The sequence below is a fragment of the Curtobacterium sp. Curtsp22 genome, assembly GCF_059492135.1.
On record NZ_CP168519.1, the window covers coordinates 3,015,063 to 3,041,483 of the forward strand.

Genomic DNA, 26,421 nt, shown 5'->3' on the forward strand with positions numbered 1-26,421 from the left:
AGCACGGTGGGCTCCGATCCTCGGGCGGATGCATCCAGGGGATTCGGAATCGGGTCACGTCGAGAGGGTTGGAGTGCTTACCCCAGATCGCGGGGGACCTGGCCTGGTGCCGAGCCGCCCGACCAGCGCCGGATGGCGTCCTCGTCGAGCGCGGTGATCCCGTGGCGCACCGGGAGGGTGACGTGGTCGACGACGGCTCCCGTGGCACGCAGGCGCTCGGCGGTCCGGAGGCCGTCGCTCGCCCTGCGGCGGGCGTCGAACCGGGCGTCGAGCACCAGCACCGGGACGCCGGAGCCGGTGCCGACCGGTCCGGACTGGAAGGGCGGTTGCGGCCGGATGAGGACTCCGGCGGTGAACAGGTCCGGACACAGCTCGAGGAGGGCGGCAGCCGCGATCGCCCCGTTCGAGAAGCCGAGCACGAACCGGTGTGCGGTCGGAGCGAGCTGCGCACTCCCGTGGTCGACGGCGTCGGCGAGCAGCGCGATGCGCGCCCGCAGGTCGTCCTCGTCGAGGCTCCGGTCGGGGCGACGGCGGAAGTGCGCGTACCCCTGCGGCGTCGGTTCGGTGCCGCGCAGCGCGATCTTGGCATCGTCGGGTGCCAGCCGATCCGCGAGGGGGAGGAGGTCGGTCTCGTGACCGTCGGACCCGTGGAGCAGCACCCACGTCGTGCCGGTCGGACGCGCGACGGCAGGGACCGACAGCACGATGTCCGTGCCGAGCGGTGATCGCAGCGAGCGTGTCCACGAGTGCACGGGTCGATCATGCTCCGCAGCGTGCCCAGAGGACCGTCCGCAGATGGTCGCCGACGTCGGCCGTACGGTTCACTCGACAGGGGGTGAGCGAGAGGACGACACCATGGCGGATCTGCTGATCGGGATCGAGGAGCACTGGGTGCACGAGGGGATCGACCATGCGCAGCGTGCATTGCCGGCTGATCGGCGCGACGACAGCCTCGTCCTCAACGACCACGGCGATGCCGCGCGGCGCCTCGGCGACATCGAGAGCGAGCGCCTCGCCGCGATGGACGCACAGGGCGTCGACATGCAGGTCCTGTCCCTCGCCCCGCCGGGCACGCAGGGGCTCGACGCGGTCGACGCGATCGCCCTGAGCCGCGATGCGAACGACGAGGTCGCGGCCGCGGTCGCCGCACACCCGGATCGCTTCCGGGCCTTCGCGACCCTGCCGCTCGCCGACCCGCACGCCGCCGCCGTCGAACTGGAGCGCGCCGCAGCACTCGGCCTCGTCGGCGTCATGCTGCACGGCCGCACCGGGGACGTCCTGATCGACGACCCGCGCTTCGAGGAACTCTGGACCGTCGCGGAGCAACTCCGGCAGCCGGTGTTCATCCACCCGCAGATCCCTCCGCGGGCCGTCCGGGACGCCTCCTACACCGGGCTCGGCGGCCTGCCCGACCTCGCGCTGGCGACCTTCTCGTGGGGCTGGCACCTCGAAGCGGGAACGGCCGCGCTCCGGCTCATGGCGCGCGGCGTGCTGGATCGCCACCCGTCGCTGCAGCTCATGCTCGGGCACTGGGGCGAGCTCCTGCTGTTCTGGCACGACCGCGCCGACGGACTCGCACGTGCGGCCGGCCTCGAACGGTCGATCACGGAGTACCTGCGCGAGAACGTCTGGATCACGGCCTCCGGCATGCTCGACCCGGCGATGCTGCAGCACGCCCTGAGCATCACGACGCCGGACCGGCTCCTGTTCTCGACCGACCACCCGTTCCAGCAGCCCACCCGCGAGGAGATCACGGCCTTCCTCACGGCACTGCCCGATCAGCAGGCCCGCGATGCCTTCGCGTCGGGGAACGCCCGTCGGCTGTTCGGTCTCACGGGCTGAGCACCCCGCCGCCGGTACGCTGCGGACATGCCGGGGGACTTCACGATCCGAACCACGACCGAGCGCGACTGGGAGCAGGTGCGCGCTCTCCGCATCGAGAACGCCACGGACGACCCGATCTCCTACGGGGCGACGCTCGAGTACACGCTCGCGATGACCGAGGACGACTGGCGGCTCCGCGCGAGGCGTGGCGAGGGGATCGAGACGACGAGCGTGGTGGCGATCGACCGGACGGGTCGCTGGATCGGGATGATGAGCGGCCAGGTCGGTGACGCGTACGGCAACGATCCCGTGCTCACCGGCGTGTACGTCACGCCGTCGTCCCGCGGTCGGGCGAACGGCGTCGCGGATGCGCTGCTCGACCACGTGGTCGGGTGGGCAGCGGGGCGCGGGGAGCGGCTCCGTCTCGAGGTGTACGACCAGGCGGTGCCGGCCGGTCGCTTCTACGAACGTCGCGGGTTCCGGGCGAGCGGTCGCTCCCGCGACTTCCGTCTGCTCGGGCAGGGGCCAGCCGCCCCGGCGCTGCGCCTGGTCGAGTTGGTCCGGCCCCGCACGTGACCGGCTGACGGACGGGAGGCGCGGTGCGGGCCCGCCCCGCGCCTCCCGTCCGCTGCGCGGTCGTCAGACGGCGGCGAGCTCCCGTGTCAGCGCCGCCACGAACGCGTCGATGTCCTGCTCCGAGGTGTCGAACGAGCACATCCACCGCACCTCGTTCCGGCTGGCGTCCCAGTCGTAGAACCGGAAGTGCTCGCGCAGCCGATCGGCCACGCCGGCCGGCAGCGTCGCGAAGACCCCGTTCGCCTGGGTCTCCTGGCTGAACCCGACGCCGCGGATGCTGCCGTCGGCGATCCCCGCCTCGAGGGCGCCGCGGAGTCGCTGCGCCATGGCGTTGGCGTGCCCGGCCGACCGGAGGTAGAGGTCGTCGCTGAGCAGGGCGATGAGCTGTGCCGAGACGAAGCGCATCTTCGACGAGAGCTGCATGTTGAGCTTGCGGAGGTAGTGCAGGCCCTCCGATGCCTCGGGGTTCAGGACGACGATCGCCTCGCCGTAGAGCATCCCGTTCTTCGTCCCGCCGAAGCTCAGCACGTCGACGCCGGCGTCGGTGGTGAAGTCGCGCAGCGGGAGCCCGAGGCTCGCGGCCGCGTTCGAGATGCGGGCGCCGTCCATGTGCAGCGTCATGCCGAGCGGGTGGATGTGGTCGGCGATCGCGCGGACCTCGTCCACCGAGTAGGCGGTGCCGAGCTCGGTGGTCTGGGTGATCGAGACGACGAGCGGCTGGGCGCGGTGCTCGTCGCCCCAGCCCCAGGCCTCCTTGTCGATGAGCTCGGGGGTGAGCTTGCCGTCCGGCGTCTCGACGGGCAGCAGCTTGATCCCGCCGACGCGCTCGGGGGCGCCGGCCTCGTCGGTGTGGATGTGCGCGGTGGAGGTGCACACGACGGCGCCCCAGCGGGGGAGCATCGACTGCAGTCCGACGACGTTCGCGCCGGTGCCGTTGAACACCGGGAAGGCCTGCGCCTGCGACCCGAAGTGCTCCCCGACGACCTCGTTGAGCCGTGCGGTGTACACGTCTTCGCCGTAGGCGATCTGGTGGCCGTCGTTGGCCGCGGTGATCGCCGCGAGGATCTCGGGGTGGATGCCGGCGTAGTTGTCCGAGGCGAAGCCCCGCAGGTCCAGGTCGTGGAGTCGAAGGGTCACGCGTTCATCCTAGGTTCGGGGCGTCGCCCGCCGAGAGCGGGACGCGGGTGCCGTTCACGGCTGCGGGGTCGGCCGACCAGAGCCGCACGACCTCGTCGCCGAGTCGCGCCTCGAGGCCGGCGAGTGCGCGCACGACGAACACGACCGCGGCGGCGGTGTCGGGCGCGTCCGTGCCGAACCCCTGGGCGACGGCGCGGACCCAGGCGTCCGAAGCGGCCTTCGCGGCGGCGTAGTTCGCGGCGCCGGCGGTGGGCGAGTCGACGGTGGTGGAGGAGACGAAGGCCAGGCGTCCGGCGGGGGAGGCGACGAGGTCGGCGAAGAACTCCCGCGTCGTGTTCCGGAGCGTCCGGAAGGCCCGGTCGAGGAAGTCCCAGTCGTCGTCCGACTGGCCGGCAATGCTGCCACCACCACGCCAGCCACCGACCAGGTGGACGAGCCCGTCGATCGGCCCGAGGTCCGCGTGGATCCGCGACGCCAGTGCGGCGACGTCCGCACGCGACGAGAGGTCGCACGTGTGGGTGGTGACGCCCGGGACGGCGGTGCTGAGCGCCTCCAGGCCCGCTGCCCTCGTGCCGACCGCGACCACCGTCGCACCGGCGGTGACCAGCGACCGCGCGACGGCCTCGCCGCTGGTGCTGGTCGCGCCCGCGACCAGCACCACGCGACCGGTGAGCGGCCCATCGCTCACGCGGCGACCTCCGTCGTCCCGGTGATCCCGGCCGTCGACGCGATGACCGGCGCCATCTTCTTGTTGAGCGCCTCGTAGAACATCGACAGCGGGAACTCGTCGTCCATGACCGCGTCGGTGTAGCCCTTCGGCGGTCCGGCGAGCGTCTCGGTGGGGAGTCCGCGCGCCCAGGCCGAGGCCGGGTGCGGCGTGAGCGTCCGGGTGAGCATCTCGTACGCGGCGAGCCAGTGCGCCGCCTTCGGCCGGTCGATCGAGCGCCGGTACAGCTCGTTGATCTCGTCGCTGAGGGCGATGATGACGTCCGGGACGGCCTCCCAGTCGATGGTGAGTTGCGTGTCCGTCCAGTGCAGGACGTCGTGCTGGTGCATCCACGCGAAGAGCAGCTGGCCGCCGAGGCCGTCGTAGTTGCGGACACGGCTGCCGGTGATCGCGAAGCGGAAGATGCGGTCGAACACGACGGCGTACTGCACGAGGCGCGCGTGGTCACGGATGGCGCGCTGCGCGTCCTGGAGGCTCGCATCCGGCAGCGCCGAGAGGGTGCGTTCCAGACGCACGGACTCGCGGAACGCGGTGAGGTCGCAGCGCAGCTCCTCGAGCGAGTAGAGGAAGAACGGCATCCGCTGCTTGATCATGAACGGGTCGAACGGCAGGTCTCCGCGCATGTGCGACCGGTCGTGGATGATGTCCCACATCACGAAGACCTGCTCGGTGAGCTCCTGGTCGTCGAGCATCGCGCGTGCGTCGTCAGGAAGGTCGAGCTTGGTGATCTCGGCGGCTGCGCGGACGACTCGGCGGTAGCGAGCGGCCTCGCGGTCCTGGAAGATCGCGCCCCACGTGAACGTCGGCAGCTCGCGCATCGCCACGGTCTCGGGGAAGAGCACGGCGGAGTTCGTGTCGTACCCGGGGGTGAAGTCGACGAACCGCAGCGCGACGAAGAGCGCGTTGCCGTAGTCCCCGGCCTCGAGCTCGGCGATGAACTCGGGCCAGATGACCTCGACCAGGACGGCTTCGACGAACCGCGAGGAGCTGCCGTTCTGCGTCACCATCGGGAACACGACGAGGTGACCGAGCCCGTCGACGCGGTGCTGCTGCGGCTGGAACGCGTTCAGGGAGTCGAGGAAGTCGGGGACGCCGAACCCCTCGTCGCGCCACCGGGCGAAGTCGTGCTGCACGGCCTCGAGGAAGGCCGCGTCGTGCGGGAATTGCGGTGCCAGCTCGGCGATGGCGGGGACGATCGTCGCGACGTGCTCGGTCGCTGCAGCGTGGTCGGCCGGCTCGGGCACGGAGCCGTCCTGCGCCTGGACGGTCTGCAGCGCGGTGACGGCGTCCTTCAGCCGGAGCCAGGCCGGGTGGGCGGCGACCTCGCGCACGGACAGGCGGTCCTCGACGACCTCGGGTTCTCCGACGATGGCGTCCTTCGAGAACTCCTGGACGAACTGCGACATGTCGTACCTCCCGTCGTTGGGCTGGCTGCGGGTGCGCTGGTGCATCGAGCCTAGGGAAGATCGGGGGACGCAAAGTTGCCCATCTGCGGCGGAAACGTGCGCGTCCGACGGCCCCGCGCTCCGAACCGATCGCGCCGCGCAAGGTTCCTCCGTTGCGGGGCTGGACTGCGTTCGACACCGCTCCACCGGTACGGTCGCAGGAGCGGAGGGAGGACCGTGGACGGACGGATCAGCGACGGGTCGAGCGTCGACGTCGAGGTCGTCCACCCCGGTGACCCGGTGGCCGACGGGATCGTGCGGACGTACCTCGCCGAGGTCGCGTCGCGCTGGTACGGACGCCCGGCGACGGAGGAGGAGGTCGACCAGGCGCTGCGCGACGAGCCGTACGACGACCTGCAGGGTGCGTCCGGGGTGTTCCTCGTCGCCGTCGAGCAGGGTCGAGCGATCGCGTGCGCCGGAGCGCGGTTCGGCGCCGGTGTCGGTCTCGGTGTCGCCGAACTCACGAAGGTCTTCACCCTGCCCGAGGCTCGTGGACGGGGCACCGCGGCCCGGCTCGTGCGCGAGCTCGAGGCGGCGTGCCGTCGCCGCGGGATCGGCGTGCTCCGGCTGGACACCCGTGCTGAACTCGCCGAGGCCTGTGCGCTCTACGAGCGGCTCGGGTTCGAGCGCGTGCCCGCCTTCACCGACGACCCCTACTCGGACCGGTGGTACGCGAAGCGGCTCTGAACCGCAGCGAGTGTGGGTCGGGAGGCGCGGGTCCGCGCCGCACCGCGCCTCCTGGTCGGGCCGTGGTCGCGTCCACGGCTGCCGGGCCGACGACCGGACCCGGCTGGGTCAGCGCCGCCGCCCCGCGCGGCGCATCGGGACGTGGCTCCACCAGCCGAGGCCGTCGGCGTCAGGCGCTCGGGCCGCTCGTCCGGTTCAACCGGTCGGCCGCACGCCCGAGGAGCCAGTTCACGGCCCACCCGACCACGCCGATGACCGGCACCGCGACGATCACGACGGTCCAGACGATCTTCACGAGGTCGCTCCGACGTCGGTCCCGCCACACCTGCACCAGCGCGAGGACGTCCAGCGCCAGCACGACCAGCAGGACCAGCACGTGTGCGCCGCCCAGGTTCTCGAGCACGTCGTTCTCCCTCGTCCTCCGCGGCGCAAGTGTGCGCTGCGGCGGTCCAACGATAGGAGGGCGCGGCGGGTGGTTCGTCAGTCCAGCGGTTGACATCGCTGCTCGCCCGGCGGGCCGAGCACGAAGGCGCACGCTGGGCTGTTCGGGGCACGTCCTGGTCCTCTGATCGTCGGACTGCTCCCGGGCACGGTCGGGTCTAGCGTCTGTTGCGTGCGGCAACGACGCCGCACGATGACGAATCGAGCATCATGCAACGACGGATGAAGCACCTCGTCGCGATCGCGCTGAGCGCCGGTGTCGTGGGGGCACTGCTGCCCGCGGTCGCCGCCCAGGCGGTCACGACGAGCGACACCCCGGACTTCGGGAGCAACGTCAAGATCTACAGCCCCTCGACGCCGACCTCGACGATCCAGGCCGACGTCGACGCGGCGTTCAACGCACAGCTCCGGAGCACGACCGCGCAGTTCGGGACGCAGCGCTCCGCCTTCCTGTTCAAGCCCGGGAGCTACGGACGGGTGTGGGCCAACCTCGGCTTCTACACGACGGTCGCCGGCCTGGGGAAGAACCCCGACGACGTGACCATCAACGGCGCCGTGAACGTCGACTCCGGGTGGAACGCCGGTGACGAGAGGAACGCGACGCAGAACTTCTGGCGGTCGGTCGAGAACGTGGCGATCGTCCCCGAGGGCGGGACCGACCGCTGGGCGGTGTCCCAGGCCGCCCCGATGCGGCGGGTCCACATCAAGGGGAACCTCACGATGGGCCCCTCGAACCAGGACGGCGGCCAGGGGTACTCCTCCGGCGGGTACATCGCGGACACGAAGGTCGACGGGACGGTGATCTCCGGCTCGCAGCAGCAGTGGTACACCCGCAACTCGTCGATCGGGTCCTGGCAGGGCGGCAACTGGAACATGACGTTCTCGGGCGTGCAGGGCGCTCCCGCGAACGACTTCTCGAAGAGCTACACGACCCTGTCCACCACGCCGACGACCCGCGAGAAGCCGTGCCTGTACGTCGACTCGTCGGACAAGTACCACGTGTTCGTCCCCTCGCTCCGGCAGAACTCGTCGGGCGTGACCTGGCCGAACACCGCCGGCACGGACATCCCGATGCGCAACTTCTACGTCGCCCACCCGGGTGACTCGGCGGCGACGATCAACAGTGCGCTGTCGCAGGGCCTCAACCTGTTGTTCACACCGGGCACCTACCAGCTGAACGCGCCCATCGCGGTCACTCGTCCTGACACGGTCGTCACCGGGATCGGCTTCCCGACGCTCGTGCCGACGCAGGGCAACGCGGTGCTCACCTCGACCGACGTCGCCGGCGTGAACGTGTCGAACCTCGTCGTCGACGCCGGTTCGCAGAACAGCGCCCAGCTGGTCCGACTCGGCACGAGCGGCTCGCACGTCGACCACGCCGCCGACCCGCAGAGCATCCAGGACGTGTTCTTCCGCGTGGGTTCGAGCATCCAGGGCAAGGCGACGACGACCCTCCAGGTCAACGCCGACGACACCCTGGTCGACCACATCTGGGCCTGGCGCGCCGACCACGGCGGAGCCGCCACCGGGTGGACGGTCAACACCGGCGCGACCGGCGTCGAGGTGAACGGCAACGATGTCCTCGCGACCGGTCTGTTCGTCGAGCACTACCAGAAGTACGAAGTGCAGTGGAACGGCAACAACGGACGGACGATCTTCTTCCAGAACGAGATGCCGTACGACGTGCCGGACAACGCGTCGTGGCAGAGCCCGACCGGTGCCGGCTACGCCGCCTACAAGGTCGCCGCGAACGTCACGAGCCACGAGATCTGGGGCGGCGGTGTCTACTGCTTCTTCAACACGAACCCCGCGGTGCACGCCGACCGGGCGTTCGAGGTCCCGCAGACCGCCGGCGTCCGTGCGCACGGGCTCGTCACGGTGTCCCTCGGTGACACGGGCACGATCTCGAGTGTGATCAACGGGGTCGGGGGAGCGGTGCCGACGCCGGCGGGGAACACCGCCCCCAACCGGCTGGCGTCCTACAACTGATCCCGAGCGGGTCCCCGGCCGAGGGTGGCTAGAACAGGTTGCCGCCGCTGGCGACCTGGATCGCGACGAGGGCTCCGGCGAAGACCACCAGCACGCCGACCAGTGTCGACAGCGCGACGGGCCACCCCGTCCGGCGTCGGGCACGGCGCGCGATCGAACCGACGATCCCCGCGACGAGGACGACGAGCGTGAGGACGAGGTGCCAGTTGCGCACGGCCGCACCGGGGTCGTCAGCGCTGCTGCACCCCGGCGACGGTTGCGCGCACCCGGCGAACGCGAGCTGCCCGATGAGGACGACGAACCACGCCGCCGGGCTCACCAGGACGGCCGCGCCGAGGAGCAGGACGGTGGCGACGAGGTCGACCGAGCCGGGGCCGCGGGGTGGCGGCGCCTGCTCGGCTCGCGGCGGGTGCAGCACCAGGTCGTCGCCGGGATCGTCCCACCAGTCCTCTCGTGCCCCCATGCGCCCAGCGTAGGCGGGGGCGGTGGACGCGAGTGGACGGCGGACGGGAGGCGCGGGTCGGGCTCGCACCGCGCCTCCCGTCAGAAGCGTGTCGAGCCGCGCAACCGGCGCGGCCGGCCGTCGGGGTCGACGGCGAGGCGCGCGGCGGGACGCGCCCACAGACGCTGCAGTGCCGAGACCGGTTCCGGCTCGTGCTGGCGGATGCGCCCAGGGGGTCGCGGGCCGGGCTGCCCGTCCTCGTGCCAGTGGTCGAGCGCACGTGCCGTGGACCGCCAGAGGGCGAGCAGGTCCGCGCCGGACCCGGTGAACCGCTCGTCGTCGGGCGTCGTCGCGAGGTGCTCCGCCCAGAGCTCGTGGCGGAGGTCACGGGCGAGGGGCCGGTCGTCGTCCGAGGTGTCCACGACGGCGCACGTGAGTTCGCTGTCGGACGTCCACGAGCGGCGGTTGAAGTTGTCCGAGCCGATCGTGAACCACTCGTCGTCGACGATGCAGACCTTGGCGTGGATGTAGATCGGGCGGCCGTCCTCGTGCTCGAGGTCGAAGGCGCCGACACGGTCGGGTGCGGTGCGGCGGAGCGTCCGGAGCGCCTCGATCTGGCCGAACCGGCTCGGGGGACCGCCGAGCGGCCCGTCCGAGTTCGGGTACCGCGGCACGAGGACGACGACACGGAGCTCCCGGTTGCGTTCGAGGGCCTCGGCGATGCCGGTCGCGACCTCGCGGGACCAGAGGTACTGGTCCTCGATGTAGAGCAGCGATCGCGCTCGGGCGAAGGCCTTGCCGTACGCGCGGGCGATGCTGCGCTCACCCAGGGGCGCGAACGGGAACGGCGGGTGCTTCACGCCGTACGTGCGGAGGAGCTGCACGGCGTGGTGCCCGGCCGGTGGTGGTGGCGCCGTCCGTTCGGGCAGGGGCTCGGTGTGCCGCGGCATGTGGACGAGGCGTTGCAGCAGCATCCGGTACGGCAGGCTGCGGTCGAGGGGGAGCGGGTCGTCCCAGCGCTCGGCGAACACGGCGAGCACGTCCGCGACGACCGGCCCGCGGAGCTCCATCGACGCGTCGTGCCAGGCCGGGCGCTCGCCGTAGCGGGCGTCGATCGAGACGGGCTGCGGGTCGCCCTCGTGCGCGGCGTCGTCGCGACGGCTGTGGCAGAGGTCGATCCCGCCGACGAACGCGACGTCGCGGGATGGGTCCTCGCGGTGCTGGATGACGAAGAACTTCTGGTGGTGCGAGCCGAACACCCGGACGCGCTGGTCGAGCAGCACCTGGCCGCCGGCGTCGTTGATCTTCCGGCCGAGCAGCTCGTTCGACCGGGCGCTGATCGACGCCGAGACGCGCTCGCCGTGGGACCGCCAGATGAGCCCGCGCACCTCGATGCCCGCTCGTGCACGGTCGGCCAGCAGGTCCCCGATCGTCGGGCCGTCCGGCAGCAGCCGCTCGTCGGCGTCGCCGCGCCAGTCGGTGAACCAGACGCGGTCACCGGGGCGGAGGGCGGTCAGTTCCGCGTGGATGCGGTCGAAGTAGGCGGCGCCGTGCACGAGCGGCCGGACGTGGTTGCCCTCAGACCACGGTGCCGCGTCGGCGCCGGTGTCCCCCTCGGCGTCGGGTCGGTTCTGGTCCGTGTCGTCGTCGGGGCGTCCCGCGTGCACGCCGGTGGCCAGGTTGCCTCGCTCGTCGCGGGAGAGGAACCAATCAGCTGGACCGGTACGCACAGTCGAACAGTACGGGACGGCGCCGCTCAGGGGCGCGAGCCCGGCAGGGGGATCTCGTGGCGGTCGTCCCACGGCTCGGCCCAGCCGAGGCGGTCGAACAGGGCGTCGAGGAGCATCGCGGTGAAGCCCCAGACGACGTGCTGCTCGGGGCCGGAGTCGATCGTGAACGCCGGGCCGCGCCACTCCTGACCGCCGCGGCGGATCACCGTCACGCCGCGGTGGGCGGGGTCGAGCAGGTCGGCCACCGGCGCCCGGAACACCGCGGCGGACTCGGCCTCGTCGACGACCCGGACGGGCGAGGACTCGCGCCACCACCCGATCACCGGCGTGACGAGGTGCCGCGAGAACGCGAGCGGCACCGGGGCGATCGTGCCGAGGACGTCCACGCCCGCGGTGTCGATGCCGGTCTCCTCGCGGGCTTCCCGGAGTGCCGCGGCGGTCGCGTCCGTGTCCCCGGGATCGACCCGGCCGCCGGGGAACGCGATCTCGCCGGGGTGGGCGCGGAGCGTGGTGGCCCGTGCGAGCAGCAGGACGTCGAGGTCCCGCGAGACCTCGGTGCCGGCGGCTCCGACGGCGGGGCGGTCGCTCGGCACGTCGTCGAGTTCGCCGAACAGGATGAGGACGGCCGCGTTGCGGGAGGCGCTGGCCACCGGCATGCCCGTGACGAGCGGGGCGGCACCGGGACCGACGAGCGCGGAGAGCTGCTGACGCGCCGGGTTCACGTCGTCAGCCTAGGTGCTGCGCTCCGAGGCGGAACATCCGGAAGGTGCGCCCCCGGGGGATCTCCGAGGCACGACCCGTACGTTCCGAGTCAGCACCACCGGGACCACGGCGGTCCCGCACCGACACTGCACGGGAGCAGACCATGAGCGACACCGACGGCACCGCACCGAAGAACGACCCCGAGGGCACCCCGAAGCCGGACGGCCTCGGCGAGGACGGCACGATCCCCAACGAGCCCGACGGCCTCGCCGCCGGACACGTGGGCGACGACTCGCACTTCAACCCGGAGGAAGACGACGGCACGGAATGAGGATGCTCGTCACCGCCACGATCGGGGTCGGGCTGGCCCTGGCGCTCGCCGGGTGTTCGTCGCCCGGGTCCGTCTGCGCCGACTACGGGCAGGGCAACACGGTGAACGTCGTCGTGCCCGACCACCTCGCGACCACCGTCGAGTCGGTCGCCGTGTGCGTCGGTGCCGACTGCACGCCCGAGCAGGAGTCGGCGACGTCCGAGGTCGACGGCGCGACCTGGACGGTCCCGGTCGAGCAGACGCAGGACGAACGCGGCCGCGTGGCGCTCTTCGACGCCGACGGTGCGCGGCTCGACGAGCGCGGCGTCGAACTGGCCTGGACGGACTACGGCTTCGGCGCACCCCTGCAGTGCCGGGGGAGCGGTGTCGCCGAGGTCTGGCTCGACTGACGGCCCGAAGCGCAGGCCGCACCGGACGGTGAGCTCGGAGGCTAGAGCACCCGCTCCAACAACCGCAGCGTCCCCGCGATGTCCACGTCGCGGTCGAGCAACCACTGCACCTGCAACCCGTCGAACGCCGCGATGATGAGCGACGCGACCTGGTCGAGGTCCGCATCGCTGTGCCGACCGGTGGCGGCGAGCTCGTCGCGCAGCTGCTCCGCGAGCTCGCTGCGCGCCGTCGTGAACCGCGCCGCGAAGTACGACCGCGCCGTCTCGTTCCCCACCTCCACCGAGGCACCGAGCAGCGTCGTGTAGAGCGTCACCAGGGCCGGCTCGCTCACGTTCCGGTGGGCGACGAACTCGAGCCGGGGGAACACGCCGCCGGTGTCGCCCAACGCCCGGTTCGACGCGTCGTCACGCTCCCGCAGCACCTCGACGAGCAGGGCCTCGCGCGACGAGAAGTAGTGCCGGAGTGCGGCGTGCGAGATGCCGATCGCCTCGCCGATGGCCCGGAGCGAGGTCCCGTCGATGCCGCGGGAGGCGACGACCTCGAGCGTCTGGTCGAGGATCTCCTGCCGACGCTGCACGCCCTTGGCGTACGGCCCGCGGCTGCCAGTTCCATCGTTGGAGGTCACTCGGACCAACCTACCGGCAGCCATGAGTCGCCGAAGCGCTCCCGCAAAGTACCGGAACAAAAACTTCCGGTCGGAGGTTTTGGGTGCTACTGTCCCGATCACCTAGTAGCACTAGGGATTCAGCGGGCCCCGAAGCCCCCTATGACTCGAGGAGGAGTCATGTCGACACCGACGTCGAAGGAAGAACCCACACGCGGCATCGCCGGAACCGCGACCCCCGCGGTCACCGCAGCCGCCGGCGCCACCGCCACGGACGCAGCGGCGTCCCGAGCGTTCTCGGTCGAGGGCATCACGCAGTCCGTCAGCACGATGCGGGTCGGCCGCGGCTACCTCTGGGGCCTCAGCTTCGCCCAGTTCGGCCTCTTCGTCGCCCTGCTCACGCCGGTCTTCGTGAGCATGTCGATCAAGGCGACCGAGCTCAACCCGTCGAACCCCGAGACGATCGTCGGTTCGGTCCTGCCGTTCGGCGCGATCGGTGCCCTGCTCGCGAACCCGCTCTTCGGCGCGATCTCGGACCGCACCCGCACCCGCTGGGGTCGTCGTCGGCCGTGGATGGTCGGCGGCGTCATCGTCTTCGTCGGTGCGCTCGCCTGGCTCGCGTTCTCGCCGAACGTCCTGCAGCTCACCCTGGCCTGGGTCCTCGCGCAGGTCACCGCCAACGCGGTCCTCGCCACCCTGACCGCGAGCTTCGCCGACAACGTGCCGGAGTTCCAGCGCGGCAAGGCCTCGAGCGTCATCGCGCTCGCGCAGAACACCGCGATCCTCGCCGGTCTGTACCTGGCCGTCTACCTGGTCGGCAACCTGCCGATGCTCTTCATCGTCCCGGGCATCATCGCGATCATCGCGATCCTCGTCTACTCGTTCGTGGCCCGCGACGAGCTGCCCACGACGCCGATCAAGCCGTTCAGCTGGGTCAACCTCATCTCGTCGTTCTGGACCAACCCGATCAAGCACCGCGACTTCGGGCTCGCCTGGTGGGGGCGCTTCCTCATCACCTTCGGTACGTTCATGTTCACGACCTACCGCCTGCTGTACATGGAGGACCGGATCGGCCTCCCGCAGAAGGAGGCCGTCGGCATCGTCGCGTTCGGTGTGCTCCTCTACACCGTCGCCCTGCTGGTCAGCGCCGCGCTCTCCGGGTGGGTGTCCGACCGCGTCGGCCGCCGCAAGGTCTTCGTGTGGAGCTCCACGGCCCTCACCGCCGTCGGCCTGGTGATCCTGGCGCACGTGGACACGGTCGGCGGGTTCTACTTCGCCGAGATCGTGATGGGCTTCGCCTTCGGCATCTACTCCGCCATCGACACCGCCCTCATCGTCGACGTGCTGCCCGACCCGGAGCGCCCCGGCAAGGACCTCGGCGTGATCAACATCGCGAACGCGCTGCCGCAGTCGCTCGCCCCGGCCGTCGGCCTCTTCCTCCTCGGCGTCGGGGGCGGTCAGAACTACACGCTCATGCTCTGGGGCGCCGGCGTCGCGGTGATCCTCGGCGCTCTCGTGATCTTCCCCATCAAGTCGGTCCGGTAGACGGCGCACCAGCGCACGGTCCTGGAGGCGCGACCCGACTCACGAAGGCGAGTCGCGCCTCCAGGCGGTCACCGCACACACCGCAAGCCTCCCTGAAAGGACCAGTCATGGCACCCGCCATCTCCCTGCAGCTCTACACGGTGAACGCCGCGCTGGAGCCCGACCTCGACGGCGGCGTCCGCCGCCTCGCCGACATCGGCTTCGACACTGTCGAGGCGTTCGCGTTCGTCGACCGAGCAGCGCAGCTCAAGGAAGCGTTCGACGCCCACGGGATCACCGCGAAGACCGGCCACGCCTTCCTCGTCGAGGAGACCATCCCGCTGCCCGACGGCACCGTGATGACCGCTCCGTCGCACGCCGACACCTTCGCCGCGGCGAAGGAGCTCGGCCTCGAGATCGTCATCGACCCGTTCGTCGGCCCCGACCACTGGACCACCCGTGAGGGCGTCGAGCGCGTCGCGGCCCGACTCAACGCCGCCGCTGCCGAGGCGGCCGAGCACGGACTCCGTGTCGGCTACCACAACCACGACCACGAGCTCCGACCGCAGATCGACGGCCGGCCCGCACTGCAGGTGCTCGCCTCGCTGCTCGACCCGGGCGTGGTGCTCGAGCTCGACCTGTACTGGGCCTCCGCCGCGGGCATCGACCTCGTGCCGTTCATCGAGGAGCTCGGTGACCGCATCGTCGCCGTGCACGTCAAGGACGGCCCCTTGCGCGACGACATCTCCACCGCGACGATCCCCACCGACCAGACCCCGGCCGGCCAGGGCGACGTCCGGCTCGCCGAGGCGCTGCGCGCCGCGACGGCCCTCGAGTACGCCGTGATCGAGTTCGACGGGTTCGCGGGGGACGTCTTCGACGGGGTCGCCCAGTCGTACGAGTGGCTCGCCGCGCAGCTCGCACCGAGCGGATCGGCGGTGTCCGCATGACCCGCACGGGCAAGGTCGGCATCGGCTTCATCGGCGCCGGCATGATCAGCGAGCAGTACCTGGCGAACCTCACGACCTTCCCCGACGTCGAGGTCGTCCGGATCGGCGACATCGACACGGAACGGGCGGCGGCGTCCGCGCAGAAGTGGGGCGTCGCGGCCTCCGGCGACGGAGCGTCGGTCCTCGCCGACCCCGACGTCGAGATCGTCATCAACCTCACGCTCCCGGCCACGCACGTGGCGGTGTCCACGGACGCCCTCCGCGCGGGCAAGCACGTGTGGAGCGAGAAGCCGATCGGGGTCGACCGAGAGTCCGCTGCGGGCCTGGTCGCCCTCGCCGACGAGCTCGGGCTCAAGCTCGGCATCGCGCCCGACACCGTGCTCGGCCCGGGGTGGCAGACCGCCAAGCGGGCGATCGAGGCCGGTGCGATCGGCACGCCGCTCACCGCGGTCACGAGCATGCAGTGGCAGGGGCCGGACGTGTTCCACCCGAACGCGTCGTTCCTCTACGCCAAGGGTGCCGGCCCGCTGTTCGACATCGGCCCGTACTACTTCACGGCGCTCGTGCACCTGCTCGGGCCGATCGACTCCGTCGTCGCGACCGGGTCGCGGTCCCGCGAGACCCGGGAGCTCGTCGTCGGGCCGAACGCGGGCCAGTCGTTCCCCGTCGAGGTGCCCACCCACGTGTCCGTCCTGTCGTCGTTCGAGCAGGGTGGCAACGCGCAGTCGCTGCTGTCGTTCGACACCCCGCTGTTCCGGCACGGCGTCTTCGAGGTCAACGGCACCGAGGGCACGATCGTCCTGCCCGACCCGAACACCTTCGGCGGCGGGCACCCGATCCGGATCGCCCGACCGATCCCCGTCGGTGCCTCGTGGCCGTTCGAACAGGAGTGGGAGACGCTCCTCGACGAGGAGCCGACGGTCGGCCGGGGCCTCGGCGTGCTCGACATGGCGCGGGCCATCCGCGGCGGCGGTGCGCACATCGCGACCGGCGCCGTCGGGTACCACGTGCTCGACGCGATGGTCTCGGTGGAGGAGTCCATCGAGCGGCGGTCGTTCGTCGAGGTCGAGTCCACCGTCGGGGCGATCGCGTCCCTGCCTGAGGACTTCGACCCGTTCGATGCCACGCTGGAGACGGCGCCGGCTGCGGTCTGACGACCGGGGCACCAGACAGGAGGCCCTGCTCACGTCCGCCGCGTGCGGAACGTGCGCAGGGCCTCCCGTCGTGTCCGTGGTCACCAGGGGACGACGCCCGCGTCCTCGAAGAAGCCACCGCGCGGGCCGTCGTCCGGCAGCGTCGCGAGCCGCACCGCGGTCGCCGCGCCCTGCGCGGCCGTGCGGTCGCCGCTGAAGCCGTTGAAGTCCGTCGCGACGAGCCCCGGGCATGCAGCGTTGACGATGACCGGGGTGTCCGCGAACGCCCTCGCGTACTGGGTCGTGATCCCGTTGAGGAACGTCTTCGACGGGGCGTACGCGGCCATCACCGGACCCGGCTGGCGGCCGAGGGAGCCCATGCTGCTCGACGCGTTCACGATGCGCGGCGCGGGGGAGCGGCGCAGCAGCGGCAGCATCGCGTTCGTCACGCGGACGACGCCGTAGACGTTGACGTCGACGACCTGCCGGACGACGTCGAGGTCGAGCGTCGTCGGGTCCTGCGTCCACGTCACCGGGTCGAACGGGCCCGAGATCCCGGCGTTGTTCACGAGGACGTCGAGTCGGGCGAAGCGCTCCTCGACCTCCGCCGCAGCGTCCGCCACGCTCTCGTCGCTCGTCACGTCGAGCCGGACCCCGTGGGCGTCGACCCCGCTCGCCCGCAGTCGTTCCACCGCTTCCTCGCGACCGGTGTCGCTCCGTGCCCCGACGAGCACGCGCATCCCCGTCGCACCCAGCTGCTCGGCGATCGCGTACCCGATGCCCTTGTTCGCGCCGGTCACCAGCGCGGTCGTCTTGTCGTTCTCCATGTGCTCGATCGTCGGTCCGGGGTGGTTCCCGCGTCCAACACCGATCGGGTGGGTGGTGATACTCGCCGGGTATCGGTCGGCGTAGGCTGCAAGTCGTGGACGATGTCGAGACGCGCGAGCTCCGGTACTTCGTCGCCGTCGCCGAGGAACTGCACTTCGGCCGCGCGGCGCTCCGGCTCGGGATGGCGCAGCCGCCGTTGTCGCGGGCGATCCGGCAGCTCGAGGAGCGGATCGGGGTCCGGCTCTTCGACCGCGACCGTCGCGGCGTGACCCTCACCGACGCGGGGTCGGCGCTCCTCCGCGAAGCCCCGGCCGCCCTCGACGCCGTGCGCGCGGCCGTCCGGCGGACCCGACGCGCGGGGGCACCGGAGCAGCGGCTCGTCCTCGCGACGAAGGCCGGGTCGTCGCACGAGTTCCTGCAGGCCCTGCTCGACGCGGCCCCCGAGGACGTGCCGGTCGACGTGGTGCTGTGCGAGATCGGTGAGCAGGCGGGACTCCTCCTCGACGGCACGGCGGACGTGGCGGTCATGCACCGGCCGTTCGACGACTTCGCCGGGATCGAGTCGGTCGACCTGTACTCCGAGCCGCAGGTCGCGATCGTCCCCGCGTCCCACCCGCTCGCCGACCGCCGGTCCCTCACGATGGCCGAGGTGTCGTCGGTCCCCGACCTGCCGATGGCGCGGTGGCCGCTCGCCGACTGGACCTACCCGCCGGGACCGGGGCCGGAGGTGCACTCGCAGTCGCAGCTGGCGCAGCTCGTCGCGCTCGGTCGGACGCTGCTCGTGATCCCACGCTCGAGCCGGGCCTGGCAGTGGCCCGAGCACGTCGCGGTGCCGGTGCTCGACGCGCCCCTCGCGACGACGGTGCTCGGGTGGCCGGTCGGGCGGGAGACGCCAGCGGTCGCGCGGCTCGTGGCGACCGGGCTGCGGATCGGGGAGGCCGCGGGCGCGGTCAGCGCCTGACGGTGCCGGTCAGCGGCGGGTGGCGTGCTGCCGCAGCGCGACCACCACGCGGTCGAGGAAGTCGTCGACCTCGTCCTGGCGGTAGCCCTCGCGGAACTTGGTCGGTTGGAAGCGCGCCAGGGTGACGTCCTCGGGCGTCAGCGGGTCGACCGGACGGCCGGCCTCGTACCCGGCCAGGGTCGCCCGGACCCGGTCGAGGAAGTCGTCGACCTCGCGCTGGTCGTACCCTTCGCGCCACTTCGTCGGTGCGAACTTCGCGTTCGCCACATCGCTCGCGAGCATGCTCTCCCCCTCGTGCCGGACCCCTCGTGCCGGCGTGCTCGACGATCCTCGCACAGGTCACCCGGCGGGTGTGCCCGTCCAGACCCGGTCGATCGGGACGTCGTGGCCGAGCACCGCGACCGCCGCACGGTGCCCCGAGTACAGCGCGCCGGCCACCGTCGCCGGGTCGTCGGTCCACGTCGCCTCACCCGCCAGGTGCACGCGCCCCGCGATCGGCACCGCGAGGTCGTCGTGGTCGCTCGTCGTCGACCCCGGCAGCATGTGCGCGTACGAGCCCCGGGCGAACGGGTCGTCCTGCCACGCCGTCACGAGCACCGAGGTCGGCGTCCCCACGGCGTCGCCGTACAGTCGCCGGAGCTGCTCGAGCACCGAGTCCGCGACCCGCTCCTCGCTCCAGCCCCGGATCGCCCGCGCTGCCGGACCGGCCGCGAAGGTGAGCAGCGTCGGCACCCCGTCGAGCCGCGTCAGGTCGTACCAGGAGTGCCACCACCGTCCGGCCGGACCGAGCTGCCGGACCGCGTAGACGTCGGCGTCCCAGAACCGCTCCGGGAACCGCAGGACGACCTTCTCGAAGGCGTTCATCCGCAGCCGTCCGAGTGCCTGCCGGTGCCGTGCGGGCAGCGGCGGCTCGATCACGAGGTCGCCGGCGTGCAGCACCCCGACGGGCACCGTGACGACGACGGCCTCGGCGTGGAACGGGCCGCGGCCGCTCGTGACCACCACCCCGCCGTCCCCGTGGTCGATGCGCTCGATGACGTGCCCGAGCCGGACGTCGAGCCCCGCGGCGAGGTGTGCGGGCAGGGCGTCGTAGCCGTCCGGGAACACCACCTCGTCACCCGCGATCGTGTCGTCGTCGAGCCCGTGCGCGGCGAGCTCGTCGCTCGCGACCCCGTACTGCTCCTCGCTCCGGTGCTCGAGGTGCTCGCTGACCCGTTCCGCCCGCTCGGCGTCCCAGCCCTGCGCCGCGACGGCCCGGGCGACCACGTCGCGGTAGCTGTCGAGCGGCGCCGATCGATCGACCTCGTCGGCCAGGGCGCGGTCGACCGTGCGCACGTCGTCGGCGAACCGGGCGGCTGCACCGGCGTCGAGCCGACGACCGTCGGGCCCGTGGTACGCGATCGGCCGGCTGTCGACCTGGTACCCGCCGACGGTGAACTCGACCGTGCGGATGTCGAACGCGGCGACGGCGTCGGCCACGGCGTTGTCCTCGACGCCGTGGATCCACGAGGCGCCGAGGTCCGTCACGTGCCCGTCGGTCCGGTCGGTGTGGACCCGACCGCCGATCCGGTCCCGGGCCTCGAGCACGACGACCCGGCGCCCGGCCCCGGCGAGCACCTGTGCGGCCGCGAGCCCCGCCACGCCCGCACCGATCACGACGACGTCGGTGTCCTCCATGCTGGTGCTCCTCTCGGGACTGGATCAAGATTGACACAGCCAGGTGCGGAAATCGTTGCTGAGGTCTAGTTTCAGTGCTCGTATCCACAGAGTCGTGGAGCGACGGCGACGGTTTCCGTCGCTCGCCATCGAGAGAGCGTGGTGGTCATGCGAGACGAACGGGTCGTGACGGTGTCGACCGAGACCGTCGGCACGGAGAAGGGACTGCGACCGGGGGCCATCGGCCTGGTCGGCAGCGTCGTGATGGGCATCTCGTCCACCGCGCCCGCCTACAGCCTGGCCGCGAGCCTCGGGCTGGTCGTGGCGAGTGGGGGAGCGCTCCTCGCCGGGGTGAAGGCCCCGGCGATCATGCTGCTCGCCTTCATCCCGATGTGGATGATCGCCGTGGCCTACCAGGAGCTCAACCGCGAGGACCCCGACTGCGGCACGACGTTCACCTGGGCGACCCGGGCCTTCGGTGCCGTGACGGGGTGGCTCGGCGGGTGGGGGATCATCGCCGCGGACGTCATCGTGATGGCGAACCTCGCCCAGATCGCCGGCTCGTACGGGTACTCCTTCGTCGGCGTCCTGACGAACGACCCGGCGATCAGCGCCCTCGGGAACAGCACGCTCTGGTCGACCGTCGCCGGGGTGGCCTGGATCGCCGTGATGACCTTCATCTGCTACGTCGGCGTCGAGGTGTCGGCCCGGCTGCAGTACGTCCTGCTCGGCATCGAGGTGCTCGTGCTCGTGATGTTCGCGGTCGTCGCGCTCGTGCGGGTCGGCACCGGCAACGGCGTCGAGGGCTCGATCACGCCGTCGCTGTCGTGGCTGTGGCCGAGCGGCATGGACTTCGGCTCGGTCATCGCCCCCGCCATGCTCACGGCGATCTTCATCTACTGGGGCTGGGACACCGCCGTCTCGCTCAACGAGGAGACGAAGGACCCCGAGAAGACCCCCGGCCGCGCAGCCGTCATCAGCACGGTCCTGCTCCTCGTCATCTACGCCCTCGTGTCGATCGCGGCGATCGCGTTCGCCGGCGTCGGGACGAAGGGCATCGGCCTCGGGGCGCAGGGCAACGCAGACGACGTGTTCTCGGCGATCGGCCCGGCGCTCTTCGGCAACTCGTTCCTCGGGCACGCGGCGATGGCCCTGCTGTCGTTCTCGATCCTCACCTCGGCGTCCGCCTCGACGCAGACCACGATCATGCCGACCGCACGGACATCGCTCTCGATGGCGGTCTACAAGGCCCTGCCGTCGCACTTCGCCCGGATCCACCGGCGCTTCCTCACGCCGACCTGGTCGACCATCGGGATGGGCATCGCGTCGATCGGCTTCTACGTGCTGTTCACCGTCATCTCGACGAACCTGCTCACCGCCCTGATCGGTTCCGTCGGCCTGATGATCGCGTTCTACTACGGGCTGACCGGCTTCGCGTGCGTCTGGGTCTACCGACGGACGCTCTTGCGCACCGCACGGAACTTCGTCATGCGGGGGCTCGTCCCGTTGCTCGGCGGCCTGACGCTCGCGGTGACGTTCGTCTACGGACTCGTGCAGTTCGCCCAACCCGACTGGCTGCAGGGCGACGACGGCAAGGACGTCACGATCCTCGGCATCGGAGCGGTCGCCGTGGTGGGTGTCGGCGCGATCCTCATCGGTGTCGTGCTGATGGTCGTCTGGTGGCTGCGGTCCCCGGACTTCTTCCGGGGGCGGACGCTCACGAGCACGAGCAACATCCTCGTCCTCGACGGCCCGGGTGGCGTCCCGGAGCCGACCGTCATCGCGCCCGACTTCTCGAACCTGCCGACGGGCAGCATCGCCGTCGACGAGGAGACCGGCAAGCGGTTCCGGCGGACGCGGTCGCGTCGCCGCGACGACGACTGATCTCGCGCACCGGCGGCGGACGGGAGGCGCGGGGCGGGCCCGCACCGTGCCTCCCGTCCGTCAGTCGGTGCGGTCAGTGCCGGTGGGACCGCCGTCGGCCGAGGATCGCGTCGAGCATCCGCGAGAACCGCGGACGCCGCGCCACCGGCTTCGTCTCGATGGACCGGGTCGGAGCGCGGAGCGCGAGATCGTGCAGCATGTTCCGCTTCGAGCCGTCCCAGTTCGCGAACAGGTACGCGCCCCCGAGGAACGACAGGCTCCGCACCGGCGTGCGCTTCCACGAGTCGGCCGCGACGTAGTACCCGGCGTGCCCGGCGTGGATGTGCTTGATCACCGTGTCGACGTCGATGACGCTGGTGGTCGTCACGACGGCAGTGATGCCCGTGCGGTCACGGGCGACGTACTCGATGAGGTGTTCAGACACGAGGGCTCTTGGTCGGGTCGGGGCCCGTCGAGGTCGGGGAACGCGACACGACGAGGCATGGCCGGAATCGTCGTTGCTTCCGAAACCAAGAATACGCCGAGAACTCTGTGCAGGGCGAGGAGGAACCTGTCCGGATGCGCACCGTGAACACCACCGGGGGGATCCTGTTCGCCGCCGTCCTGGCCGTTGCCCTGACCGGGTGCAGCGGCGGGACGACCGCCGGCCCCACCGCCACCGCCACCCGCACCGTGACCGCCACGCCGACTGCGGTCGCCGAGAGCCCGACCCCGACGTCGACTCCGACCCCCACGCCGACGTGCGGCCCGTCGAGCGGTGCCGAGGCCGCCGCCCAGCCGATCGCCGACCTGCCCTTGCCGGCCGGGCTCGAGGACGCGAAGTGGGACGCCGCACGGGCCGACACGTCCGGGTACGAGGCGTGCGCCCCGCTGTCCTGGGTCACGGTGAGCCTGGACCTCGCGACCGGCAGCTCGCCCGTCGCGATCCTGCTCTTCCACGACGGCCGGTACCTCGGCACGGCCACGAAGGAGCAGTACGGCTTCGTCCCGGACATCAGCCGGACCGACCCGTCGACGATCGCGGTGGCCTACCGCTACGCGAAGCCGGACGAGTCGACGGCGGACGCGAGCGGTCGGGCGGACGCGACGTTCCGGTGGGACGACGCTGCCGGGCGCGTGGTGATGACGGGGCAGGTGCCGCCGGCCGGCTGAGCCGCGACGCCGCACGCCGGCTGCCGTCCGCCGGGTGTCCTGTCATGCTGGACGCCATGCCGTTCCTCCGCACCGCCTGGCCGGGCGTCGCGCTCGCCCTCGTCATCGGGCTCGCCGCCACCGTCGTCGGCCGCGAGCTCCCGGTCGTCGGCGGCCCGGTCCCCGCGGTCGTGCTCGGCGCCCTGGTCGGGTGGCTCGTCCGCCGACGACGACAGCGCGACGGCACCGGCGCGGGCTCGGGCGGCGATCTCGGCCTGCTGCAGCCCGGCGTGAAGTTCGCCTCGAGCCGGATACTGCAGTTCGCCGTCGTGCTGCTCGGCACCCAGCTCTCGATCGCCGAGGTGCTCCGCATCGGCGGCGAGACGCTGCCCGTGATGCTGACGACCCTCGTCGTGTGCCTCGTCGCAGCGTGGGGGATCGGTCGGCTGCTCCGGGTCTCGAGTGCCCTCCGCACGCTCATCGGCGTCGGGACGGGGATCTGCGGCGCCTCGGCGATCGCGGCCGTCACGCCCGTGATCGGCGCGGTCAGTGCGGACGTCGCCTACGCGATGTCGACGATCTTCCTGTGCAACATCGCCGCCGTCTTCGTCTTCCCCCTGGTCGGTCACGCGCTGGGGCTCTCGCAGCACGCGTTCGGCGTCTTCGCCGGCACCGCGGTGAACGACACCTCGTCGGTGGTCGCCACGGCAACCGTCTACGGTCGCCAGGCGACCGACACGGCGGTGGTCGTGAAGCTGGTCCGGACGCTCATGATCATCCCGATCGTCGTGGGGCTGGCCGGCCTGGAGGCGCGGCGCACTTCCCGCGAGCAGGTCGCGTCCGGCGTGGACACGGGCCGCGCCGGGGGCGTCCGCGGGTTCCGCGTGTTCCGGTTGGTCCCGTGGTTCCTGATCGGGTTCCTCGTGGTCGTGCTCCTCCGCACCCTCGGGGTCCTGCCGGCCGCAGCGGCCCCGGGGTTCTCCACCGCCGCGACGTTCCTCATCACGGTGGCGCTCGCCGCGATCGGGGTCTCGACGGACTTCGGCGCGCTCCGGCGAGCCGGGTTCCGGCCGATGCTGCTCGGGATCGCCCTGTGGGTGCTCGTGGCGGGGACGAGCCTCGGCGCGCAGGCGGTGTTCGGGCTCCTCTGACGGCGTCGGGGCTCACACGATGCGCGAGTCGATCACCGCCCGGTCGCCCCGGTACCGCGAGAACCCGTACTCCACCGGGGTCCCGTCGGCCAGGCACATCAGCCGCTCGATGTGGAAGATCGCCTGCCCCGGATCGATGTCGAGCAGGTCCGCGCTCCACTGGTCGGCGTTCACCGTGCTGAGCAGCAGTCGACGAGCGACCGGCCGCTGCCCGACCCGCCGCACGAGCACGTCCGGCACGTACTCGGTGAGCGGCTCCGACACGAGGTCCGGGAACCGCTCCTGCGGCACCCAGCTCGTCCGCACCCGGCTCGGCTCCCCGTCGAACGAGATGAGGCTCTCGACGAAGTACGCGGCGCTGCCCTCCATCTCGAGGTTCCGCCGGACGGTCTCGGGCGCCGGCACGAGCTGGACGCACAGGTGCACGATGCTCAGCCGCGGGGAGTCGAACACGCTGCCGCCGGTGTTCTCGCCGTAGATCGTGACCTCCTCGGTGGTCCGGGCGAGGCTCACCGAGGCCACCGGACGCACGCCGAACGTGCCCGACCGCGGTGCCCGGGTGAGCAGCCGCTGTTCCTTGAGGAGCGTCAGCGCCGCCCGCAGGACGTTCCGCGTCGTGCCGTACAGGTCGAGGAGCTCCCACTCGTACGGCAGCGGTCCGGTGAACCGACCGGCGACGATGTCCGCGCGGATGAGGTCGGACACCTGCCGGGCGGCGTCCGAGCGACGGTTGAAGCCGATCCAGTGCCCGGGCGTGACATCGCCGATGGCCATGTCCGTCCACGGTGGGACCGGACGACGCCCCGCGGTGCCGTCCAGTCGGTCGTCCGGTGCGACGTCGGTCACGAGACCACCCCCACGGTCGTGGTGTCGCCGGTCCACCCGGCCCACCGGAGGAACTCCCGGGCGAGGCGCACCGGGTAGTCGGGTGCCTGGATGTCGATGGACACGAACACCCGGCGGTAGAAGGTCGGACCGCCGAGCAGGTCGACGGCGATCCCGAGGTCGACGTCGGGCCGCAGGTCGCCGGCGTCCATCGCCCGCTGGAGCATCGCGTTCACCCGGACCCGTCGGTCGAGGTGCCACGCGGCGACCGCCTCGGCCACCCGGGGCTCGTGCGAGGCGAGCTCCACGATGAGCGGCAGCGCCCGGCCGACCGGGGTCGCGACGAGCGCGTGCACCCAGCCGCGGGTGAGCCCGAGGACGCCCTCGTCGATCGGGGCGTCGAGGATCGTCGGGATCGACTCCTCCATCAGGCGGATGACGGTCTCGGTGAGGAGCACGTCGCGACTGGACCAGCGCCGGTAGATCGTCGCCGCGCCCACCCCGGCGGCGTCGGCGACCGCCCGGATCGTGAACGCGCGGGGGTCGCCCTCGGCGAGGATCGCGATGCACGCCGTGTACACGGCCTCGTCGACCGCGGCGTTGCGGGGCCGTCCGCGGACCGGGGCCTCGGTGCTCACGCGGCGCTCCAGAGCGCGAGTACCCGGTCGATGCCCCACACCTCGCCGATCTTCGCCTGGATGTCGAACAGGTTCGCCTCGTGCACGCTCGGCAGCCGGTCGCCGACGGCCTCGCGCACGACGATCGGCACGAAGCCGTGCTGCATCGCGTCCGTCGCGGTGGCCCGGATGCACCCGCTCGTCGAGAGTCCGGCGATGAAGAGCGTGTCGACCCCTCGTGCGACGAGGTCGGCGGCCAGCGAGGTCCCGAAGAACGCGCTCGGGTACTGCTTCGGCACGAGGGTGTCCCCGTCGACCGGCGCGAGCCCCTCGATGAACGCGCCGGTGGACGTGCCGGGCAGGTACGCCGCGAGGGCCGGCACCTTCCGGAAGAACACCCCCGCGTTGGAGCCGTCGGCCGACAGCGCCATGGTCGTGACGGCGACGTGCACGCCGGCCGCCCGGGCCGCGGCCGTGAGCTCGCGCATCCGCTCGACGGGTTCCTCGACGCCGGCGTACAGCCCGCACGCCGGGTCGACGTAGGCGTTCACCGGGTCGACGACGACGAGCGCCGCCCGTCGGCCCGGTTCGAGCGCACCGGTGTAGCCGGCCGAGACGTAGTCGTCGTGGTCGTCGGTCATGCGGTCCTGCTTCCGTCGTGGGGCTGGCTGGTGGGGGCCTGGAGGCGCGGCTCGACCCCGGCACGTCGGCCGGCGGTCGGCCCGTGCGCGCGGTC

At 71.8% G+C, this 26,421-nt stretch carries 28 protein-coding genes and 2 pseudogenes; 13 read left to right on the top strand and 17 right to left on the bottom strand.

Annotated features, from left to right (window positions below):
- Nucleotides 1–77: 77 nt before the first annotated feature.
- On the bottom strand, nt 78–752 hold the full coding sequence (locus ACEN8D_RS14610; RefSeq protein WP_309888973.1) for an alpha/beta hydrolase: 675 nt from the start codon (nt 750–752) through the stop codon (nt 78–80).
- A 103-nt stretch (nt 753–855) separates the two neighbouring features.
- Between ACEN8D_RS14610 and ACEN8D_RS14615 the strand changes: the two genes are divergently transcribed.
- The gene (locus ACEN8D_RS14615; RefSeq protein ID WP_413398137.1) at nt 856–1,842 is read left to right on the top strand and encodes an amidohydrolase family protein; all 987 of its coding nucleotides are present in this window, start codon (nt 856–858) and stop codon (nt 1,840–1,842) included.
- A 27-nt stretch (nt 1,843–1,869) separates the two neighbouring features.
- Nucleotides 1,870–2,400 (top strand): GNAT family N-acetyltransferase, encoded by a 531-nt coding sequence (locus ACEN8D_RS14620; protein ID WP_413398136.1) that lies wholly within the window; start codon nt 1,870–1,872, stop codon nt 2,398–2,400.
- A 63-nt stretch (nt 2,401–2,463) separates the two neighbouring features.
- Here ACEN8D_RS14620 and ACEN8D_RS14625 read toward each other — a convergent pair whose 3' ends face one another.
- The 3 genes from ACEN8D_RS14625 to ACEN8D_RS14635 are packed head-to-tail and all read right to left on the bottom strand — an operon-like array spanning nt 2,464 to nt 5,670.
- A complete protein-coding gene (locus tag ACEN8D_RS14625) occupies nt 2,464–3,537 on the bottom strand; it encodes a threonine aldolase family protein (protein WP_070417992.1) in 1,074 nt (357 codons plus the stop codon).
- A gap of 4 nt (nt 3,538–3,541) precedes the next feature.
- Nucleotides 3,542–4,225, bottom strand: coding sequence for an SDR family oxidoreductase (locus ACEN8D_RS14630; protein WP_413399728.1), 684 nt, complete (start codon nt 4,223–4,225; stop codon nt 3,542–3,544).
- Entirely contained in the window at nt 4,222–5,670 is a 1,449-nt protein-coding gene (locus ACEN8D_RS14635) for a DUF6421 family protein (RefSeq protein WP_309889059.1), read from the bottom strand. The genes ACEN8D_RS14630 and ACEN8D_RS14635 overlap by 4 nt, the downstream gene beginning before the upstream one ends.
- Nucleotides 5,671–5,886: 216 nt before the next feature.
- On the opposite strand from ACEN8D_RS14635, the gene ACEN8D_RS14640 reads away from it, so the two are divergent.
- Entirely contained in the window at nt 5,887–6,396 is a 510-nt protein-coding gene (locus tag ACEN8D_RS14640; protein ID WP_413399727.1) for a GNAT family N-acetyltransferase, read from the top strand.
- A gap of 169 nt (nt 6,397–6,565) precedes the next feature.
- Here ACEN8D_RS14640 and ACEN8D_RS14645 read toward each other — a convergent pair whose 3' ends face one another.
- Entirely contained in the window at nt 6,566–6,799 is a 234-nt protein-coding gene (locus tag ACEN8D_RS14645; RefSeq protein ID WP_022907408.1) for a PLDc N-terminal domain-containing protein, read from the bottom strand.
- 248 nt (nt 6,800–7,047) lie between these two features.
- On the opposite strand from ACEN8D_RS14645, the gene ACEN8D_RS14650 reads away from it, so the two are divergent.
- Complete coding sequence (locus ACEN8D_RS14650) at nt 7,048–8,826, top strand: pectate lyase-like domain-containing protein (protein WP_413461362.1); 1,779 nt, start codon at nt 7,048–7,050, stop codon at nt 8,824–8,826.
- Nucleotides 8,827–8,854: 28 nt separating this feature from the next.
- Here the strand turns inward: ACEN8D_RS14650 and ACEN8D_RS14655 are convergent, their stop codons facing one another.
- The 3 genes from ACEN8D_RS14655 to ACEN8D_RS14665 all read right to left on the bottom strand — a co-directional run bounded on the left by ACEN8D_RS14655 (nt 8,855) and on the right by ACEN8D_RS14665 (nt 11,654).
- Nucleotides 8,855–9,289, bottom strand: a complete 435-nt coding sequence (locus tag ACEN8D_RS14655) for a hypothetical protein (RefSeq protein WP_413399926.1) — start codon at nt 9,287–9,289, stop codon at nt 8,855–8,857.
- A gap of 80 nt (nt 9,290–9,369) precedes the next feature.
- Nucleotides 9,370–10,998, bottom strand: coding sequence for a phospholipase D-like domain-containing protein (locus tag ACEN8D_RS14660; protein WP_413461363.1), 1,629 nt, complete (start codon nt 10,996–10,998; stop codon nt 9,370–9,372).
- A 26-nt stretch (nt 10,999–11,024) separates the two neighbouring features.
- The gene (locus ACEN8D_RS14665; RefSeq protein WP_413461364.1) at nt 11,025–11,654 is read right to left on the bottom strand and encodes an NUDIX hydrolase; all 630 of its coding nucleotides are present in this window, start codon (nt 11,652–11,654) and stop codon (nt 11,025–11,027) included.
- 209 nt (nt 11,655–11,863) lie between these two features.
- Between ACEN8D_RS14665 and ACEN8D_RS14670 the strand changes: the two genes are divergently transcribed.
- Both ACEN8D_RS14670 and ACEN8D_RS14675 read left to right on the top strand, forming a co-directional pair.
- Entirely contained in the window at nt 11,864–12,031 is a 168-nt protein-coding gene (locus tag ACEN8D_RS14670) for a hypothetical protein (protein WP_175473708.1), read from the top strand.
- Between the two features lie 2 nt (nt 12,032–12,033).
- Nucleotides 12,034–12,420 carry a hypothetical protein gene (locus tag ACEN8D_RS14675; protein WP_309888995.1) on the top strand — a complete coding sequence of 129 codons (387 nt, stop codon included), beginning with the start codon at nt 12,034–12,036 and terminating at the stop codon, nt 12,418–12,420.
- 41 nt (nt 12,421–12,461) lie between these two features.
- Here ACEN8D_RS14675 and ACEN8D_RS14680 read toward each other — a convergent pair whose 3' ends face one another.
- Nucleotides 12,462–13,046 carry a TetR/AcrR family transcriptional regulator gene (locus tag ACEN8D_RS14680; protein WP_309776824.1) on the bottom strand — a complete coding sequence of 195 codons (585 nt, stop codon included), beginning with the start codon at nt 13,044–13,046 and terminating at the stop codon, nt 12,462–12,464.
- 159 nt (nt 13,047–13,205) lie between these two features.
- On the opposite strand from ACEN8D_RS14680, the gene ACEN8D_RS14685 reads away from it, so the two are divergent.
- The 3 genes from ACEN8D_RS14685 (at nt 13,206) to ACEN8D_RS14695 (ending at nt 16,653) form a co-directional block, all read left to right on the top strand.
- Nucleotides 13,206–14,570, top strand: coding sequence for an MFS transporter (locus tag ACEN8D_RS14685; protein ID WP_309776822.1), 1,365 nt, complete (start codon nt 13,206–13,208; stop codon nt 14,568–14,570).
- Between the two features lie 107 nt (nt 14,571–14,677).
- The gene (locus ACEN8D_RS14690) at nt 14,678–15,499 is read left to right on the top strand and encodes a sugar phosphate isomerase/epimerase family protein (protein ID WP_413398971.1); all 822 of its coding nucleotides are present in this window, start codon (nt 14,678–14,680) and stop codon (nt 15,497–15,499) included.
- Nucleotides 15,496–16,653, top strand: coding sequence for a Gfo/Idh/MocA family protein (locus ACEN8D_RS14695; protein ID WP_413398972.1), 1,158 nt, complete (start codon nt 15,496–15,498; stop codon nt 16,651–16,653). Before ACEN8D_RS14690 ends, ACEN8D_RS14695 begins: the two co-directional genes overlap by 4 nt.
- 80 nt (nt 16,654–16,733) lie before the next feature.
- On the opposite strand, the gene ACEN8D_RS14700 is transcribed toward ACEN8D_RS14695, so the two are convergent.
- Complete coding sequence (locus ACEN8D_RS14700) at nt 16,734–17,459, bottom strand: SDR family NAD(P)-dependent oxidoreductase (RefSeq protein ID WP_413398973.1); 726 nt, start codon at nt 17,457–17,459, stop codon at nt 16,734–16,736.
- 95 nt (nt 17,460–17,554) lie between these two features.
- Here ACEN8D_RS14700 and ACEN8D_RS14705 point away from each other — a divergent pair, with 95 nt between their 5' ends.
- Nucleotides 17,555–18,421: a LysR family transcriptional regulator gene (locus ACEN8D_RS14705; protein WP_070418005.1), complete on the top strand. Its 867-nt coding sequence runs from the start codon at nt 17,555–17,557 to the stop codon at nt 18,419–18,421.
- A gap of 27 nt (nt 18,422–18,448) precedes the next feature.
- Here the strand turns inward: ACEN8D_RS14705 and ACEN8D_RS14710 are convergent.
- From ACEN8D_RS14710 to ACEN8D_RS14720, 3 genes and pseudogenes are all read right to left on the bottom strand, one after another.
- Nucleotides 18,449–18,562 (bottom strand): annotated as a pseudogene (locus tag ACEN8D_RS14710) (DivIVA domain-containing protein); the annotation flags it as partial.
- A gap of 45 nt (nt 18,563–18,607) precedes the next feature.
- Nucleotides 18,608–18,703 (bottom strand): annotated as a pseudogene (locus tag ACEN8D_RS14715) (DivIVA domain-containing protein); the annotation flags it as partial.
- Nucleotides 18,704–18,760: 57 nt separating this feature from the next.
- Nucleotides 18,761–20,098 (bottom strand): flavin monoamine oxidase family protein, encoded by a 1,338-nt coding sequence (locus ACEN8D_RS14720; RefSeq protein WP_413399782.1) that lies wholly within the window; start codon nt 20,096–20,098, stop codon nt 18,761–18,763.
- Between the two features lie 147 nt (nt 20,099–20,245).
- Between ACEN8D_RS14720 and ACEN8D_RS14725 the strand changes: the two genes are divergently transcribed.
- Entirely contained in the window at nt 20,246–21,961 is a 1,716-nt protein-coding gene (locus tag ACEN8D_RS14725) for an APC family permease (RefSeq protein ID WP_413399781.1), read from the top strand.
- Nucleotides 21,962–22,034: 73 nt separating this feature from the next.
- Here ACEN8D_RS14725 and ACEN8D_RS14730 read toward each other — a convergent pair whose 3' ends face one another.
- A complete protein-coding gene (locus ACEN8D_RS14730; RefSeq protein ID WP_309776810.1) occupies nt 22,035–22,385 on the bottom strand; it encodes a hypothetical protein in 351 nt (116 codons plus the stop codon).
- Between the two features lie 134 nt (nt 22,386–22,519).
- On the opposite strand from ACEN8D_RS14730, the gene ACEN8D_RS14735 reads away from it, so the two are divergent.
- On the top strand, nt 22,520–23,113 hold the full coding sequence (locus tag ACEN8D_RS14735) for an LppP/LprE family lipoprotein (RefSeq protein ID WP_070418010.1): 594 nt from the start codon (nt 22,520–22,522) through the stop codon (nt 23,111–23,113).
- 56 nt (nt 23,114–23,169) lie between these two features.
- Nucleotides 23,170–24,243, top strand: coding sequence for a YeiH family protein (locus tag ACEN8D_RS14740; RefSeq protein ID WP_495601048.1), 1,074 nt, complete (start codon nt 23,170–23,172; stop codon nt 24,241–24,243).
- Nucleotides 24,244–24,255: 12 nt separating this feature from the next.
- On the opposite strand, the gene ACEN8D_RS14745 is transcribed toward ACEN8D_RS14740, so the two are convergent.
- From ACEN8D_RS14745 to ACEN8D_RS14755, 3 genes are read right to left on the bottom strand one after another with little or no spacing between them, the layout of a single operon-like run.
- Nucleotides 24,256–25,089 (bottom strand): GntR family transcriptional regulator, encoded by an 834-nt coding sequence (locus ACEN8D_RS14745; protein ID WP_413398328.1) that lies wholly within the window; start codon nt 25,087–25,089, stop codon nt 24,256–24,258.
- Nucleotides 25,086–25,706, bottom strand: a complete 621-nt coding sequence (locus tag ACEN8D_RS14750) for a TetR/AcrR family transcriptional regulator (RefSeq protein ID WP_070418012.1) — start codon at nt 25,704–25,706, stop codon at nt 25,086–25,088. Before ACEN8D_RS14750 ends, ACEN8D_RS14745 begins: the two co-directional genes overlap by 4 nt.
- On the bottom strand, nt 25,703–26,326 hold the full coding sequence (locus ACEN8D_RS14755; RefSeq protein WP_071295724.1) for an isochorismatase family protein: 624 nt from the start codon (nt 26,324–26,326) through the stop codon (nt 25,703–25,705). Before ACEN8D_RS14755 ends, ACEN8D_RS14750 begins: the two co-directional genes overlap by 4 nt.
- Nucleotides 26,327–26,421 lie beyond the last annotated feature (95 nt).